The following is a 14354-nucleotide window of genomic DNA, read 5'->3' as shown; positions in this document are numbered from 1 at the left end:
AGTGATGAAGAAAATAAATACCTGTACCATAGAACATTCAAAAATAACCGTTGACGGAAATCTTATTTTTGAAAGCCCAAGCGAAACCTTTCAGGAATTTGCCAAAGAAGCCTATAAAAGTTTAGACCTCAGCTATCCAAAGTTTCATAAAATGGATCATTTGAGTAAATTGGCCTTTCTTTCCGCTGAAACCATTTTGAAAGATGAAGACCACAGCAGAACAGCCATTGTTTTTGCCAACAGATCGTCCAGTCTGGATACGGATTTCAAATATCAGGAAAGCATCAACGATCAGGATAATTTCTATCCGAGTCCTGCCGTTTTTGTGTATACTTTACCCAACATCTGTGTAGGTGAAATCAGCATTAAACACAAAATGCAGACAGAAAATGCTTTTTTCGTACTGGATGATTTTGATGAAGAATTTTTGAATGATTATTCTGAACAGATTCTTCTATCCGGAAAAGCCGACAAAGTATTGTGCGGCTGGGTGGAATTGTATCAGGAAAATTACAAAGCTTTTGTATATTTGCTCACATTATAATTTAACAATGTACCAATCTGATAATGTACCAATGCTAAAGGCAATAACAACCATTGGTCAACTGGTACATTGATATATTGTTACATTAAAATACTATTTATGGAAAACTTAAAAACAGAATTGAAACACAAAATTATCGAAGTTCTTAACCTTGAAGATGTATCTGTAGAAGAAATCAAAGATACTGACCCACTGTTCGGAGGTGGATTAGGATTAGATTCTATCGACGCTTTGGAACTGATCGTTCTTCTTGATAAAGACTATGGAATAAAATTAGCAGATCCTAAAAAAGGAAAGGAAATTTTCCAATCTATCGATACGATGGCAAAATTCATCGAGGACAACAGAACAAAATAAATTAATATAACAATCTAACAGTGTAACAATGTAGCAATTATTGGTAAATTATTCGATTGATACATTGTTACATTATTGAATACCATGAGTCAAAAAATTGCCATAACGGGAATGGGCATCATTTCCTCCATCGGAAACAATGTGGAGGAAAATTTTATTTCATTGCAAACCGGAAAACATGGAATTTCAGATATTGAAATGTTTGAAACCCGCCACGCCGGAGCCATTAAAACGGGTGAAATAAAATTATCCAATGAAGAGCTTGTACAGAAACTTCATCTTGATGAAGACAACAATGTCACAAGAACTTCCCTATTGGGAATGATTGCTGCTAAAGAAGCTGTAGAAAGTGCAGGAATTTCAGATATCAATGGTTACAGAACCGGACTGATCTCTTCTACCAGTGTAGGAGGAATGGATATCACTGAAAAATACTTCTACTCTTACGAAGACTTCCCTGAAAAGCAAAAGTATATTGACGCACACGATGCCGGAAATTCCTCATTGGCGATTGCCGGTTATCTGGGATTAAAAGGAATGGTTTCTACCATTAGTACAGCCTGCTCATCAGCAGCCAATGCGATTATAATGGGCGCAAAGCTCATCAAAAACGGAGTTTTGGACCGTGTTATTGTAGGGGGAACAGATTCTCTTTCAAAATTTACTTTGAACGGATTCAATACGCTGATGATTCTTACGGATTCCTACAACACTCCTTTTGACAACAACAGAAAAGGGCTGAATCTTGGGGAAGCTGCGGCTTTCTTAGTCCTTGAATCTGAAGAAATGGTCAAAAAAGAAAACAAAAAGGTTCTCGCTTATCTTTCCGGATATGGAAATGCTAATGATGCCCACCATCAGACTGCCTCTTCAGAAAATGGGCAGGGTGCATTTTTAGCGATGCAGCAGGCTCTGAAAATTTCCGGCGTGGAAAAAGAGCATATAGATTATATCAACGTTCACGGAACGGCTACTCCTAATAACGATCTATCTGAGGGAATTGCCATGATAAGAATCTTCGGAGAAAACCAGGTGCCTGAATTCAGCTCCACAAAAGCATTTACAGGACATACTTTGGCCGCAGCAGCAGGAATTGAAGCCGTATTTTCAATTCTAACCATGCAAAACAGTGTGATTTTCCCGAACCTGAATTTTAAAACAAAAATGGAAGAGTTTGACCTTACTCCTGTTACCGAATTGAAAGAGAAAAACATCAATCATGTGCTTTCCAATTCATTTGGATTTGGAGGAAACTGTTCCACCTTAATTTTCTCAAAATCATGAGTGCAGTATACATCAACAGTGCATCCTGTATCTCGGTTCAGGACACTTTAAACGACAATATTCTTCAAAACCTTACTGTTAAAAATTCTTCAAACATCATTAAAGCGATAGAACCCAATTACAAAGAGTTCATTCCGCCTGCGATGATCAGAAGAATGTCTAAAACAGTAAAAATGAGTTCTGTAGCATCTCATCACGCATTAAAGGAAGCTGGAATTGAAAAACCGGATGCCATCATTGTAGGAACCGGAATGGGCTGCTCACAGGATTCTGAAAAGTTCCTGAAAAACGTGATTGACAATCATGAAGAGTTCCTTACGCCTACCTTTTTCATCCAGTCTACCCATAATACGGTAGCAGGACAGATTGCCCTGGGATTACAGTGTCATGCTTACAACTTCACGTATGTAAATACTTCTTCTTCACTGGAGTTTTCGTTACTGGACGCTCAGCTTCAGATCAATGACGGAGAAGCAGAAAATGTTCTGGTAGGTTCTACAGACGAACAGACGGACAGAACCATGGAACTTTACTGCTTAAATAATACGATCAAAAAAGAAACAGATCTTCCTGCAGATTATTTACATACCACTACCAATGGAGTGATCTGGGGTGAAGGTGCCAGCTTTTTTGTAATTGGAAAAGATAAGACCGAAAACTCTTACGCTAAGCTTAAGAATATCCAGATCAGCAACAAGGTTGAATTGAATGAAGTAAAGGATTTTATCCAGAATTTCCTGGTTCAAAACAATCTTTCCACTCATGATATTGATGCGGTTATTTTAGGATTCAGTGGAGATGCACAATCAGATATGTATTATACAAAAGCAATGGAACTGTTTCCTGATTCAGCACAGCTGTATTATAAACATTTGAGTGGAGAATTCAATACAGCAAGTGGTTTTTCAACCTTTATGGCCTGTCATATCCTGAAGGAACAGCAGATTCCGGAAGTAATGATGATCAATTCAGAAAAAAAGGAAAATATAAAGAATATACTTCTTTACAACCATCTGGGAGGTGATGATCACAGTTTGGTATTACTGGAGAAGGCATAATTGTTGAAATTGAAAATTATACAGTCTATTTGTCATTCAGAGCGAAACGCAGTGAAGCGTGGAATCTAAACAAATTAAGTTAAATTAATTGTATTTATCTAGACTCCTATGGAGTGACAATGGCATACAATAAATATTATGCCCATAAAACTCATAATGACCAGTTCAAAATTAAAAAGCAATCAGCAATGAAACATTATCCCTTCATCCTGTTCTATCTTTTCTGTAACGTTTTTATTTATGCGTTCCACGGAAGTATCTGGGTGTATCTGTTTTGTTTTTTTGCTTTTTCTGCAGTAGTTGTCTGGGGTTCTTTTGACATTGAGCTGGGATATTTTGTGAACAGTATTACCCACAAACGTACCAGAATGAAAGAAGTAGCTCTTACTTTTGATGACGGACCTACTGAATTTACCCCAAAGTTTTTAGACCTGCTTAAAGAGCATCAGATAAAAGCAACTTTCTTCTGTATCGGAAAACAGATTGAAAAATACCCTGAAACGTTTCAGAGAATCATTGCAGAGGGACATACCATAGGAAATCATACCTTATCACATTCCAATTCTACAGGATTTTTATCGACTTCAAAAATGATTGAAGAGATTGAAAAGTGTGATGAGATCATGAAAAATGTAGGAAATATCAGCACCAGCCTCTACAGACCACCGTTCGGGGTGACGAATCCCAATATTGCGAAAGCGATCAAAAAAACAAATAAGGTAAGTATCGGTTGGAATGTCCGGTCATTGGACACCATCATTGATGACGAAAAAAAGATCTACAGCAGAGTAACCAAAAGCTTGAAAAAAGGCAGTATTATTCTGCTTCATGACACTTCGGAAAAGACATTTCGCGTGCTGGCCAATTTATTAGTATTTTTGAAGGATAAAAAATATTCAACCTTTACTGTTGATACAGTGATAAATTCAAATAGAAATGATTAAAAATATAGCTTTCGGAGTATTCTTACTGGTTTCAGGATTCTTTTTTGCTCAAAACACGGCAATGTCCGGGGCTGAAGCCAAAGCATTTGTATCGAAAGTTTCTTCTGATACAAAAGGAATTAAAACGTTGCAGAGTGATTTTACCCAGACCAAAAAAATGGATTTTCTGGATAAAAGCATTGTTACTTATGGGAAAATGTCTTTGCAAACACCCAATATGCTGAGCTGGAAATATACAAAACCTTATCAGTACAGCATTGTTTTTAAAAGCAATAAAATCTTCATCAACGATCAGGGGAAAAAATCTTCTGTGGATGCGAAGAGCAAAACCTTTGAAAAAATCAATAAACTTATTGTAGGAAGTTCGAACGGAACCATGTTCAATGATCCTGAGTTCACCGTTACCTACTTTAAGAACGGAAATTACAATGTGGCGAAGTTTATCCCAAAGACTTCTCAGTTGCTGAAATATATTAAACAGATCGAATTGTTTTTCCCTAAAAACCAGTCGACAGTTTCACAGGTCAATATGACGGAGGCTTCCGGAGATACTACGAATATTGTTTTCAAAAATACCAAGATCAATGCTTCAATTCCTGCGTCAGAGTTTACTTTATAGCCTGATTCTGATCCTGGCTGTTTCCTGTAAAACCTATAAGTTAACAGAAGCAAAACCTGCCTCATCTTCTGAAAAGATGGTGGAAAACTTATATTTCTCTTCCGGTGAAGATTATGTTTACAAATGCCAGATGGATATTTATAAAAACCATGTAAGCGGCATTCTGATCATCAAAAGACTGAATGAAACAACACATCGTGTTGCCTTAACTTCTGATTTCGGGAATAAACTGATAGATTTTGAAGTCTCTGATAATGATTTCAAGCTGAATTATGTACTTCCTGACCTGGATAAAAAAATAGTCATCAATTTCCTGAAAAACGACTTTCAACAGCTTCTGAAAAGAAAATATCCGGTCAATGAAAGTTTTGAAAATGAAAATGCTAAAATCTATCTTTCAAAAATCGAAAATAAAAGCTATTATCTGTTTTTCAACAAAGAAAGTAACTTGCTGAGGCAGATTATCTATACGAAAAACAACAAGGAGAAAATCGATTTTACTTTTGATGCAAAAAAACCTATCTTCGCGGACAGCTTAAACCTGCAGCACAAGGACTTTAAGATTAATATAAAGCTATTTCAAATAACCGAGACGGAATAAATTTCACATGAAAAAAATATATTTCTTGCTTTTTGCACTTTTCTCCGCCTTATCTTTTGCCCAGGTCACTTTCAATCCGGGAATCAGAGTAGGTGCCAATATTTCACATATATCTGACGGACCTGCTTATGAGTCCTTTTATTATAATGACAATCAGGGATATCACTATGGTACCAATGCTTATGATATCAAATCAAAAGTGGATTTCTACATAGGTTTCCAGGCCAATATCCGGTTTGCAAAATTCTATGCTCTTCAGCCGGAAATTTATTATACCCGCCAGGGCGCAAGATTTGAAAGCCAGAATCCTGCTGTTTCTTCAAAAACAGCAACACTTTCTTATGTAGGAGGAGCAGTAGTGAATAAATTCTATTTTGAAAAGTTTAATATTCATTTTGGTCCGACCTTGGAACTTCTGACAGATCATAAAAATATCGATTCGCCTATTGAGGCAGATTTGGGACTGTTATTTGGAGCCGGTTATGATATTACAAAAAATATAGGCGTTGAGGCCCGAATTAAAAAAGGTTTTGTGCATATTAACAATGACAATACCAACGTAACATTCCAGGTGGGAATGTATTATACATTTAATCTTAAAAAATAAGATCATGCAAACGATTCTTACAGACTTTTATACTTTAACATCATACGATAAGGCAGAAGACGGAAAGTTTACTGCTCATATTCATCTTAATAAACACCATGATATTTTCAAAGGCCATTTTCCTGGAAATCCGGTAACTCCCGGTGTTTGTATGATGCAAATTATTAAGGAACTGACTGAGGAATTTACAGGTTCAAAGTTATTTCTGAAAACAGCTTCCAATGTAAAGTTCATGGCGATTATCAATCCTTTTGAAACCCCTGATCTGGTACTTCAGCTGGATATTACTGAAAATGAAGAAGATGTTAAAGTAAAAAACACAACTTCTTTTGGCGAGACTATTGCATTGAAATTATCTGTAAGCTATAAAAAAATATCATCATGAAACTAATCTTATCATTCATAGCAGCATTTGTTTTTTTCTTTCAATCTGACCTTGAAACGCTGAGAAACAGCTATGCTAAGGCGAACGAATCCACTACCAATACTGCGAGCTTTATTGAAACTGCGGAAAAACAATCCGGCTCTGATGCTGTAACTGTAGGATACAGGGCCGCAGCAAAGATTATGGAGGCGAAAATTGCCAAAAGCAACAGAAAAGCTCTGGTAAAGACAGGCGCTACAAGTCTTGAAAGCATTATTAAGAGTAATCCTAACAATGCAGAACTTCGTCTGATCAGAATGAGTGTTCAGGAAAATATTCCGAAGATCGTAGGATACCGCGGGAGCCTGAAGGATGATAAAGCTTTCCTGCTGAATAATTACAGCAAACAGAATACAGCTCTGAAGGGCTATATCAAAAGGTTTGCAATGCAATCTAAAACCATGACAGAGGCGGAAAGAGCCACTTTAAAATAAAAAAATGTTGCTTGCTGAAGTACAAAATGCTATTTCTGAAAAGAAGATATGCGTTTTAATCCCTACCTACAATAATGAAAAAACTCTGAAGAGGGTTATTGACGGCGTTCTGGACTACACCGAAAGTATTATTGTGGTTGATGATGGTTCTACAGATTCCACGCCTCAGATTCTTGCTCAATATCCTCAGATCACTATAATTTCCTTACCGGAGAATAAAGGGAAAGGAAACGGCCTAAAAACAGGTTTCAGAGCAGCAAAGAAATCAGGATATGATTACGCCATCACAATAGATTCGGATGGTCAGCATTATCCGGATGATATTCCGGTATTTGTAGAAGCTCTTCTTCAGGAAAAAGAGGAAGTTCTTCTGATCGGAAACAGAAATATGTCTCAGGATGGGATTCCTAAGAAAAGCAGTTTCGGAAACCGTTTTTCCAATTTTTGGTTCTGGTTTGAAACCGGTATTAAGCTGGAAGATACACAGTCCGGCTACAGACTTTATCCTTTGCATAAAATTCCAAAGAAATATTTTACTCCTAAGTTTGAATTTGAAATTGAAATCATTGTAAGAACCGCCTGGCGACATGTTCCGATAAAAAATGTTCCGATCAAAGTTTTGTATGATCCGGCAGAGCGGGTTTCGCATTTCAGACCTTTCAAAGATTTTACAAGAATCAGTATTCTGAATACAATTCTGGTAACGATTACTCTACTTTATATTATTCCGAGAAATTTCGTGAATAATTTCAAAAAAAAAAGCTTTAAAAGATTCATCCAGGAAGATGTCTTAGAAAGTGACGGAAGTAACCGAACAAAAGCATTTTCTATAGCACTGGGCGTTTTTATAGGACTTTCTCCTTTCTGGGGATTCCAGACTCTTCTGGTGATCAGTTTATCTGTACTTTTTAAGCTTAATAAAGTCCTTGCATTTGTAGCTTCCAATGTGAGCCTTCCTCCTTTTATCCCTTTCATTATTGCCGCTTCTCTGTTTCTGGGAGCTCCCTTTGTAAGTGGAAACAGCGATATTCTAAGTCAGGATTTAAATTTCGAACTGATCAAGAACAATCTTCTGCAATATGTGATTGGCAGCTTCATCTTAAGCACAACACTTTCGGCCATTGCAGGAATAACCTCTTTTCTGTTTCTGAATAAGGTAAGCCCGGAAAACAATTAAAAAAGCCCGGAACAAAGTTCCAGGCTCATTATAGCAATAATCTTATTGTATTTATTTCAGAATAAAATCTGTAATGTCTTTCAAAAACTGTTCATCCACTTTTCCTTTTATTTCATAATCTTTTGGAGATGGTTTTCCGGAACCTTCAATAAATAAGTGACTTAATGCAGGATAAAACTTAAATACAACAGTCTTATCATTTTTCAATGTTTCTTTCCAAAGGTTGAAATCTTTCTCGGTTACCTGATAATCTCTTTCCCCTTGCGCAAAAAACATCGGAGCTTTGATTTTTTTAACTTCGTTAAGCTGATTGTAATCCTTCAAATACTTCCAATATGCGGCAGACTGTCCCAAAGGAAGCTCTGATGAAGGAGAATGTAAGTTAAATTGGGATGAGTTTAAAAAAGCAACCTGCTTTTTAATTTCCTGAACAGCTTCAGCTGTAACTTTAGCCGGATCCATCGCATGAAGATATTCATATTGCTCAACAAGAAGATCCTGCAGCGCTCTTGCATTCCCAGCCATAAAAACATATTTTGAAACCTGTGCCTTTTCTGCAATTTTTGGAATCATATACGCTCCCTGGCTATGACCCAGGATAACAATCTCATATCCTTTATAATCAGAACTGTTTTTAAAATAAAGAGCTGCGTTTACAGCATCATTGATGGTTTCTTCTTCTACAGTAGACTTTTCCGTGAATGCTTCAGGGTGGGAATAGGTTCTTTTATCATATCGATAGGAAGCAATTCCGTTGTTTAAAAGATATTCTGCAATGTCTTTAAACGGCTTGTTTTCTCCAATAGTTTCATCTCTGTCATGAGGTCCGGAGCCGTGAACGAAAATAACCAACCTCTTTTTATTGTTGGAAGGTGGAATTAATAATGTTCCGTTCAGCTCAATAGCATCACTTTTTATTTTCAGTGTGGTTTTCTCATCTCTTTTTTCAAATGTTTTGTGAGGAACCAGGAAGAAACCCAGCAATTTATTATTCTCACTGAAAGTAAGCTGAATATCCAGTTTTTCCTTTTCAAATTCAGAATAGTAATAATAGGTGTTTCCTTCGTTATTTACTTCAAGGATCTTTTTCAATCCTCCAATCTGGCCCAGGAGCGGAATCGCTTTGAGCTGTTCCACCGGAATTTGTCCCGCTACGGAAGAATCAAAATAAGAATGTGCTTTTTCTATATTTTGATCAACCAGCAGAGCTTTAATGAAAATATTTCCAATCTCTTTTCTATCCTGAGAAAAAGCTGGCAGAAAATATACGATAAAGAATAAGGTTAAAAGTTTTTTCATAATTAATTATTTAAAAACCACATCAGAAAATGAAAGTGGCGTCATCATGATGGTAACAAATATCGAAATAATAACCAAAGCGAGCTGGGTGATATGATATGTTTTTTCCCTTTCCTCTTCCTTCATTTCAAAGGTAAATTTTATTTTATCAGGTCTTCTGATAATCAACCAGATAAACACAAGAACAGCCAGATTCATCAGTATGGGAAACACAAGAAATATTTTACTCCCATAGCTGTCTTTCATACTTCCGTAACCGTGAATAATGATGGTTTCAGGTATTGAGCTGTACACGGTGCACAAATACACAGAATAACAGATGATAATAACAAAAGGAATACAGAACAGCAGTTTTATATATTTGGGGATCATTTCAGTTTCTTTAAAGTTTTCTTCAGGTATTTTTCTACATTCTTTCTATCCGGAACCGTCGTAATTACTTTAGTCAGCGCTTTTTCAAACTCCATTTTTGCCTTTGAATATTCTTTTTTGCTAAAATAGTATTTTCCGGATTGATAATAGATCAGCCAGAAATCGGGGTTCATAGCCTGATAGGAATGAATAACATCATCCGTCAGCAGTGTATTTTTATTGCCAGCAGCCTCACTGATTTCTTTCCCGTACATTTTAGACAACTCATAGTTTTGAAATTCTTCAGAATCCGCAAATGGATCTCTTGGAATATTTAAACCTGATTTTGAAAGGTCATCAGGCTGCAATCCTTTGTCTGAAAAGATTTTGTTCAGATCATAGCAAACAAATTCTCCCAGCTGATACGGATTGGAAGAAACCCAAACCAGTTTTTTCTGTGGCGAAAATATAACAGCATGGTGAGCTAGCAGCTGATTGAGTGCTTTTTCATTACCGTAACCGATGCTTTCATCTTTTAAACCGGATCTGTTCCTTAAAATGGAAGCCATCTTTTCCGGTGTTATTTTCTTTTCTTCCTGCAAAAGCTCCTGAAGCCTTTCATAACGGTATTCAGAATGGCTTTCCTCAATATGTTTCTGATTTCTTTTGTCATCTTTATAAGCTTCCGACTGAAAATGATTGGTACAAAGAACTCTGCTGGTATTCTGCACGCTATATACACCGAAATTCTTAGGCGAAACTTCAATGATTACCGCATTTTTGTCTGCAGCGCTTCCCACCAGAATAGATTCCGAAACAAATACTTTTCTTTTTTTAGCAATCGCAATGGCTTCTTCTATATTTTTAGCATACTGCAGAATTTCTCTTGTAACAAGGGAAATCGGGGTTTTGGCTGTTAAAGGAATTTTTGATTTCCCCGCATTAATGGTTACTGTAATTCCTTCCTTATTCATTCCTGAAACTACTCCAATCATTCCCGGCCAGCTTACTGACATGTAAGGAATTCCTTCATCTGGCTGAACAAATTCTACCAGCTTGTTTTTTGAAAAATCATCGCCTACATAAAAATCAAAATTTCTTCCGATCAGCAAATCCCCATCTTCGGTGTTTTCGTTCCATACAGCAAGAGAAGTACAACCCACCATGGCCAGATCCTGCATCGCATGTCCTATATCGTGAGCTCCATGCAGATAAAGGCTTCTTAAATATTTGGGAGCAATAAAATCATACTGATCCGAGGAATATTGTGACAAACCATATAATTCTGCCTGATAATCTTCTCTTACATTGAGGTACATTTTTCTGTTATACCATTTTAAAAAGCCCCTTAATATCCTTTGTCTGAATTTTGAAGGGACAAAACTTTCCACTTTTGAAAAGAAAATGCTTTCCTGCTTCTGCATTAGGCTTTGTGTCAATGCTCCATTATTATATCCTAATTGTAAAGGATTTCCTTTAATATAAAGTTCCCAGAGCTGTTGTTTATTTTTGGTAAGATAATTCTGATTATAGCTGAAAGTGCTGTCGTTGATTCTGGTAATTTTTGGAATCTCCAGAGCATATTGTTTTACCTCGGGAATATGCCGGATAGATTTTGATATTCCACAGGATATGAGGAAAAAACAAAGAGTGAGATAAAGAAAGGTTCTTTGAACGGATGTATAAATGGTTTTAGTTTTTTTCACTTTAGTTTTTATTAATCATTTGTGTCAACCGCATGTCTATCGTTTCTTTTCCAATAATCTCGGCACAGGTATTAAAAGCTCCGATCGTAACACCTAAGATGCCATGCATATTCACGGATTGTCCCGTCAGAAAAAGATTGTCAATTTTCGTACGTGGGGAAACCATTGTTTTAAGAGGGTTCTCTGAACTTTTCATGTATCCGTACATATTTCCTTCGAAATTACCAATATAGTCCCTGTAAGACAAGGGAGAAGAAGTATAGAGTGTTTTAATAGCGTGTCTTATGTTAGGAATTTTCTTTTCCAGAGCATCAAGCATTTTTTCAGTCTTTTCAAGCTTAAACCTTTCATAAGCTTCTCCTCTTTCATGCTCATCCGCAACTGTATTGAATGTATTTTCCCATTCTTTAACCTCATCAAAATCCATATAAGAAATCGCGGTAAGACTTTCCGCAAATTCAGGATGATATTTTGAAGGCGTAGATGAAAGCATATAAGTTTCCGGCCACGACTCTTTTTGGTATTGGGATGCATTCCAGACCTGATCTTCCGATGAATAGTGGTATCTGTTGTAATTGAAATTCGGAAGACTGTGAGGTTTTAAAACCAGATAAATACTAAAACACGAAGAAACAGGCTTCCAGCTTAAAACCCTGTTCAGAAAGGATTTTTTCAGTCTTTCCTCGCCTATCAGTTTGATGGTGGAGCGTATTTCTATATTTGATATAAATTGTTTTGCCTCGTATTCTTTTCCTGCTTTCGTTTTTACAGAAGTCAGTGTATTATTTTCATTAAAAACAAATTCTGAAACTTCCGAGTGCTTGTGTACTTCGGCTCCATATTCCCGGAGTTTTCTGATTAAAAGTTTAGAAATCTGACTTCCTCCTTTCACACATTTGTAAGCACTTTGAATGTAAGAATTTACCGTCAGAGCATGTACATAAAAGGGAACATTCTCCGAGTCTCCGGCATATAAAAAGTTGGAACCCAGTAAAACTGACTGCAATTTTTTATTCTGGGTAACAGACTCAATGAATCTTTTAGTATTGAGGTGCAGGATTTCTTCGTTGTAACTGTCCTTTCCTACTACATGATATCTTGGAAACTGGTTGCATACATATTGAATTTCTTCACAGTAGTTTTCAAGGTTTTCTTTTTCTTCGGGGAAATATTTTGAAAGCTGTTCAACAAAATTCTGATAGCCCTGTGCATGAGGATATTCTATTTCATCATCACCGAAACTGATTCTGTCATAGCCATCTTCATCCATCAACTGAAGTTCAAGGTCATCCATGATTTCCAGATAGGAAAAAAACTGATTCAGGTTTTGCCCTTTGGATAAACCTCCCAGATAGTGGACTCCTGTATCGAAAATAAGCTTATTCCTTGAAAAAGTCTGAAGATTTCCGCCATATTGGTTATTTTTCTCGAGAACACATACTTTCAGACCTTCTTTCGCCAAAATAAGAGCCGAAACAAGACCTCCCAATCCACTGCCGATTACAAGTATGTCGTATGCTTTCTTCAAAAGAGAATGTGCTTTTAATAATTAAGAAACAGGGAATTTAAGATATTTAAAGTTTACTTTGGTAAAGTAAGCATAGAAATTTTATGGGTTCTCTTAAATCTCGGTAAATCTTAATGGTTTTTTAGTTTTTATTCGTTTTTCGGGATAAAAATAGAAAAATTAATCAACATCATCCCAAAAATCAAAATAATTAAACCATTGAAGCGGGTATTTTTTCACCATGGTTTCAAGATTCTGAACATAAGACTGTAAAAGTCCCTGTGAATCACGGTTTTTGATATTCTGTGCCACTCTTGCGTACAGATGGTAATGAAGATTATTCTCCTTCATCACATAGACATATACTACGGGAACGCCTAACCTTGAGGCGATCAAAAACGGGCCGGCCGGAAATTTTGCACTTTTACCCAGCAGTTCTGTTTCCAGATATTTGGAACCTTCAAAATAACGGTCTCCGGTAAAGCAGATGAGTTCATTATTAGACAAAGCCTGATTGATCTCAAAGATATGAGACATGTCCTCCTTCACGTAAATAAACTTAATATTACTCTTTTTTACCGCAACACTTTCCAGATATTCCTTGATCACGGTCACTTCCTGATCTGTGGTTACCAGATTGATCTGGCAGTCGAAGTCGATATCTGCAAAAAAGTGTTCTGCAATTTCAAAATTACCGATATGGGCACTGATGAGCACACCTCCTTTTTTAGCAGCTAAAAGATTTCTGAGGTTTTCAATACCGTCAAATTCATAGGTATATTTTTCTCTGAGTCCTGCTGAAATAGCTGTTTTATCAATCAGAACTTTTCCGAAGGTAAAATAGCTTTTAAAGATGGAAGCTTTGGATTTCCAGTATCCATAGTTCAATCTTTTCTGAAAATAATAAAGAATGTATTGATTGCTTTTCTTCTGAAACAGGGAATAATAAGCGGCTACAAAATACAGCACCCCATATGAACTTCTGATCCCGATATTTCTAATACACCAGACAAATATTCTGTATCCGAGTACTGTTCCTTTAGATTTACCTTTCCACTTGTTCATATCTAAAATTTAATATAACAGAGAGCCAATGTAATAATACCTTTTTGAAGTGTCCGTTACCGGATCACTGTGATATTGTTACATTGGCACATTTTATAGAATAAAGATTGACTCAATAACTACACGTTTTTTTCAGCAATCTTATGTTCAATCGTTGTATAGAAATCATCAAATGTCACCATTTTTTTGAAATCTGCTTCTCCTAATTTCACGCCGAAATTGGATTCGATCACGACTACCATGTCGATATAATCTAAGCTGTCTAAGCCCAGTGTATTTTTAAGGTTGGCATCGTTACTGATTTCGTCTCCGTCTACCTCGAATTCGTTTACCAGAAAATCATTAACAATAGCAACAATTTTTTCCCTTTCCATGTT

General features: G+C 36.4%; 17 protein-coding genes. 11 read left to right on the top strand and 6 right to left on the bottom strand.

Going from position 1 to position 14354, the window contains the following annotated elements; translation table 11 throughout:
• Nucleotides 1-4: 4 nt before the first annotated feature.
• The 11 genes from ACLI50_RS20335 (at nucleotide 5) to ACLI50_RS20285 (ending at nucleotide 8049) form a co-directional block, all read left to right on the top strand.
• The gene (locus ACLI50_RS20335; RefSeq protein WP_120233325.1) at nucleotides 5-544 is read left to right on the top strand and encodes a 3-oxoacyl-ACP synthase; all 540 of its coding nucleotides are present in this window, start codon (nucleotides 5-7) and stop codon (nucleotides 542-544) included.
• A 99-nt stretch (nucleotides 545-643) separates the two neighbouring features.
• Nucleotides 644-901, top strand: a complete 258-nt coding sequence (locus tag ACLI50_RS20330; RefSeq protein WP_034692439.1) for a phosphopantetheine-binding protein — start codon at nucleotides 644-646, stop codon at nucleotides 899-901.
• Between the two features lie 84 nt (nucleotides 902-985).
• On the top strand, nucleotides 986-2185 hold the full coding sequence (locus ACLI50_RS20325) for a beta-ketoacyl-[acyl-carrier-protein] synthase family protein (RefSeq protein WP_411414518.1): 1200 nt from the start codon (nucleotides 986-988) through the stop codon (nucleotides 2183-2185).
• Nucleotides 2182-3243, top strand: coding sequence for a beta-ketoacyl synthase N-terminal-like domain-containing protein (locus ACLI50_RS20320; protein ID WP_411414517.1), 1062 nt, complete (start codon nucleotides 2182-2184; stop codon nucleotides 3241-3243). The genes ACLI50_RS20325 and ACLI50_RS20320 overlap by 4 nt, the downstream gene beginning before the upstream one ends.
• Nucleotides 3244-3431: 188 nt before the next feature.
• Nucleotides 3432-4187 carry a polysaccharide deacetylase family protein gene (locus ACLI50_RS20315; protein ID WP_411414516.1) on the top strand — a complete coding sequence of 252 codons (756 nt, stop codon included), beginning with the start codon at nucleotides 3432-3434 and terminating at the stop codon, nucleotides 4185-4187.
• Nucleotides 4180-4806: a flexirubin biosynthesis/transport protein LolA2 gene (lolA2, locus tag ACLI50_RS20310; RefSeq protein WP_202839879.1), complete on the top strand. Its 627-nt coding sequence runs from the start codon at nucleotides 4180-4182 to the stop codon at nucleotides 4804-4806. The genes ACLI50_RS20315 and lolA2 overlap by 8 nt, the downstream gene beginning before the upstream one ends.
• Entirely contained in the window at nucleotides 4772-5407 is a 636-nt protein-coding gene (lolB2, locus tag ACLI50_RS20305) for a flexirubin biosynthesis protein LolB2 (protein WP_343642829.1), read from the top strand. Before lolA2 ends, lolB2 begins: the two co-directional genes overlap by 35 nt.
• A gap of 7 nt (nucleotides 5408-5414) precedes the next feature.
• A complete protein-coding gene (locus ACLI50_RS20300) occupies nucleotides 5415-6014 on the top strand; it encodes an outer membrane beta-barrel protein (protein WP_114821701.1) in 600 nt (199 codons plus the stop codon).
• A gap of 4 nt (nucleotides 6015-6018) precedes the next feature.
• Nucleotides 6019-6399, top strand: coding sequence for an ApeI family dehydratase (locus tag ACLI50_RS20295; protein ID WP_411414515.1), 381 nt, complete (start codon nucleotides 6019-6021; stop codon nucleotides 6397-6399).
• Nucleotides 6396-6872: a hypothetical protein gene (locus ACLI50_RS20290; RefSeq protein WP_110009850.1), complete on the top strand. Its 477-nt coding sequence runs from the start codon at nucleotides 6396-6398 to the stop codon at nucleotides 6870-6872. Before ACLI50_RS20295 ends, ACLI50_RS20290 begins: the two co-directional genes overlap by 4 nt.
• 4 nt (nucleotides 6873-6876) lie before the next feature.
• The gene (locus tag ACLI50_RS20285) at nucleotides 6877-8049 is read left to right on the top strand and encodes a DUF2062 domain-containing protein (protein WP_110009851.1); all 1173 of its coding nucleotides are present in this window, start codon (nucleotides 6877-6879) and stop codon (nucleotides 8047-8049) included.
• Between the two features lie 51 nt (nucleotides 8050-8100).
• Here the strand turns inward: ACLI50_RS20285 and ACLI50_RS20280 are convergent, their stop codons facing one another.
• The 6 genes from ACLI50_RS20280 to ACLI50_RS20255 all read right to left on the bottom strand — a co-directional run bounded on the left by ACLI50_RS20280 (nucleotide 8101) and on the right by ACLI50_RS20255 (nucleotide 14351).
• On the bottom strand, nucleotides 8101-9348 hold the full coding sequence (locus ACLI50_RS20280) for an alpha/beta hydrolase (protein ID WP_411414514.1): 1248 nt from the start codon (nucleotides 9346-9348) through the stop codon (nucleotides 8101-8103).
• A gap of 6 nt (nucleotides 9349-9354) precedes the next feature.
• On the bottom strand, nucleotides 9355-9720 hold the full coding sequence (locus ACLI50_RS20275) for a hypothetical protein (protein ID WP_202839888.1): 366 nt from the start codon (nucleotides 9718-9720) through the stop codon (nucleotides 9355-9357).
• Nucleotides 9717-11405 (bottom strand): C45 family autoproteolytic acyltransferase/hydrolase, encoded by a 1689-nt coding sequence (locus ACLI50_RS20270; protein ID WP_411414513.1) that lies wholly within the window; start codon nucleotides 11403-11405, stop codon nucleotides 9717-9719. The genes ACLI50_RS20275 and ACLI50_RS20270 overlap by 4 nt, the downstream gene beginning before the upstream one ends.
• Before the next feature lies 1 nt (nucleotide 11406).
• Nucleotides 11407-12933, bottom strand: a complete 1527-nt coding sequence (locus ACLI50_RS20265; protein WP_411414512.1) for a phytoene desaturase family protein — start codon at nucleotides 12931-12933, stop codon at nucleotides 11407-11409.
• A 159-nt stretch (nucleotides 12934-13092) separates the two neighbouring features.
• Nucleotides 13093-13977, bottom strand: coding sequence for a lysophospholipid acyltransferase family protein (locus ACLI50_RS20260; RefSeq protein WP_202839893.1), 885 nt, complete (start codon nucleotides 13975-13977; stop codon nucleotides 13093-13095).
• A gap of 119 nt (nucleotides 13978-14096) precedes the next feature.
• Nucleotides 14097-14351, bottom strand: a complete 255-nt coding sequence (locus ACLI50_RS20255; protein WP_202839895.1) for an acyl carrier protein — start codon at nucleotides 14349-14351, stop codon at nucleotides 14097-14099.
• Nucleotides 14352-14354: the final 3 nt, after the last annotated feature.

Origin of the sequence: Chryseobacterium cupriresistens, from assembly GCF_046614675.1 — a bacterium.
In the GTDB taxonomy this organism is placed as follows: Bacteria; Bacteroidota; Bacteroidia; order Flavobacteriales; family Weeksellaceae; genus Chryseobacterium; species Chryseobacterium cupriresistens.
The sequence above is the reverse complement of the archived record's forward strand: the minus strand, read 5'-3'. Positions and strand labels throughout refer to the sequence as shown.

Coding starts and splice junctions, on each gene's coding strand:
- ACLI50_RS20335 (WP_120233325.1), top strand. CDS start 5: ATGAAGAAAATAAATACCTGTACCATAGAACATTCAAAAATAACCGTT.
- ACLI50_RS20330 (WP_034692439.1), top strand. CDS start 644: ATGGAAAACTTAAAAACAGAATTGAAACACAAAATTATCGAAGTTCTT.
- ACLI50_RS20325 (WP_411414518.1), top strand. CDS start 986: ATGAGTCAAAAAATTGCCATAACGGGAATGGGCATCATTTCCTCCATC.
- ACLI50_RS20320 (WP_411414517.1), top strand. CDS start 2,182: ATGAGTGCAGTATACATCAACAGTGCATCCTGTATCTCGGTTCAGGAC.
- ACLI50_RS20315 (WP_411414516.1), top strand. CDS start 3,432: ATGAAACATTATCCCTTCATCCTGTTCTATCTTTTCTGTAACGTTTTT.
- lolA2 (WP_202839879.1), top strand. CDS start 4,180: ATGATTAAAAATATAGCTTTCGGAGTATTCTTACTGGTTTCAGGATTC.
- lolB2 (WP_343642829.1), top strand. CDS start 4,772: ATGCTTCAATTCCTGCGTCAGAGTTTACTTTATAGCCTGATTCTGATC.
- ACLI50_RS20300 (WP_114821701.1), top strand. CDS start 5,415: ATGAAAAAAATATATTTCTTGCTTTTTGCACTTTTCTCCGCCTTATCT.
- ACLI50_RS20295 (WP_411414515.1), top strand. CDS start 6,019: ATGCAAACGATTCTTACAGACTTTTATACTTTAACATCATACGATAAG.
- ACLI50_RS20290 (WP_110009850.1), top strand. CDS start 6,396: ATGAAACTAATCTTATCATTCATAGCAGCATTTGTTTTTTTCTTTCAA.
- ACLI50_RS20285 (WP_110009851.1), top strand. CDS start 6,877: ATGTTGCTTGCTGAAGTACAAAATGCTATTTCTGAAAAGAAGATATGC.
- ACLI50_RS20280 (WP_411414514.1), bottom strand. CDS start 9,348: ATGAAAAAACTTTTAACCTTATTCTTTATCGTATATTTTCTGCCAGCT.
- ACLI50_RS20275 (WP_202839888.1), bottom strand. CDS start 9,720: ATGATCCCCAAATATATAAAACTGCTGTTCTGTATTCCTTTTGTTATT.
- ACLI50_RS20260 (WP_202839893.1), bottom strand. CDS start 13,977: ATGAACAAGTGGAAAGGTAAATCTAAAGGAACAGTACTCGGATACAGA.
- ACLI50_RS20255 (WP_202839895.1), bottom strand. CDS start 14,351: ATGGAAAGGGAAAAAATTGTTGCTATTGTTAATGATTTTCTGGTAAAC.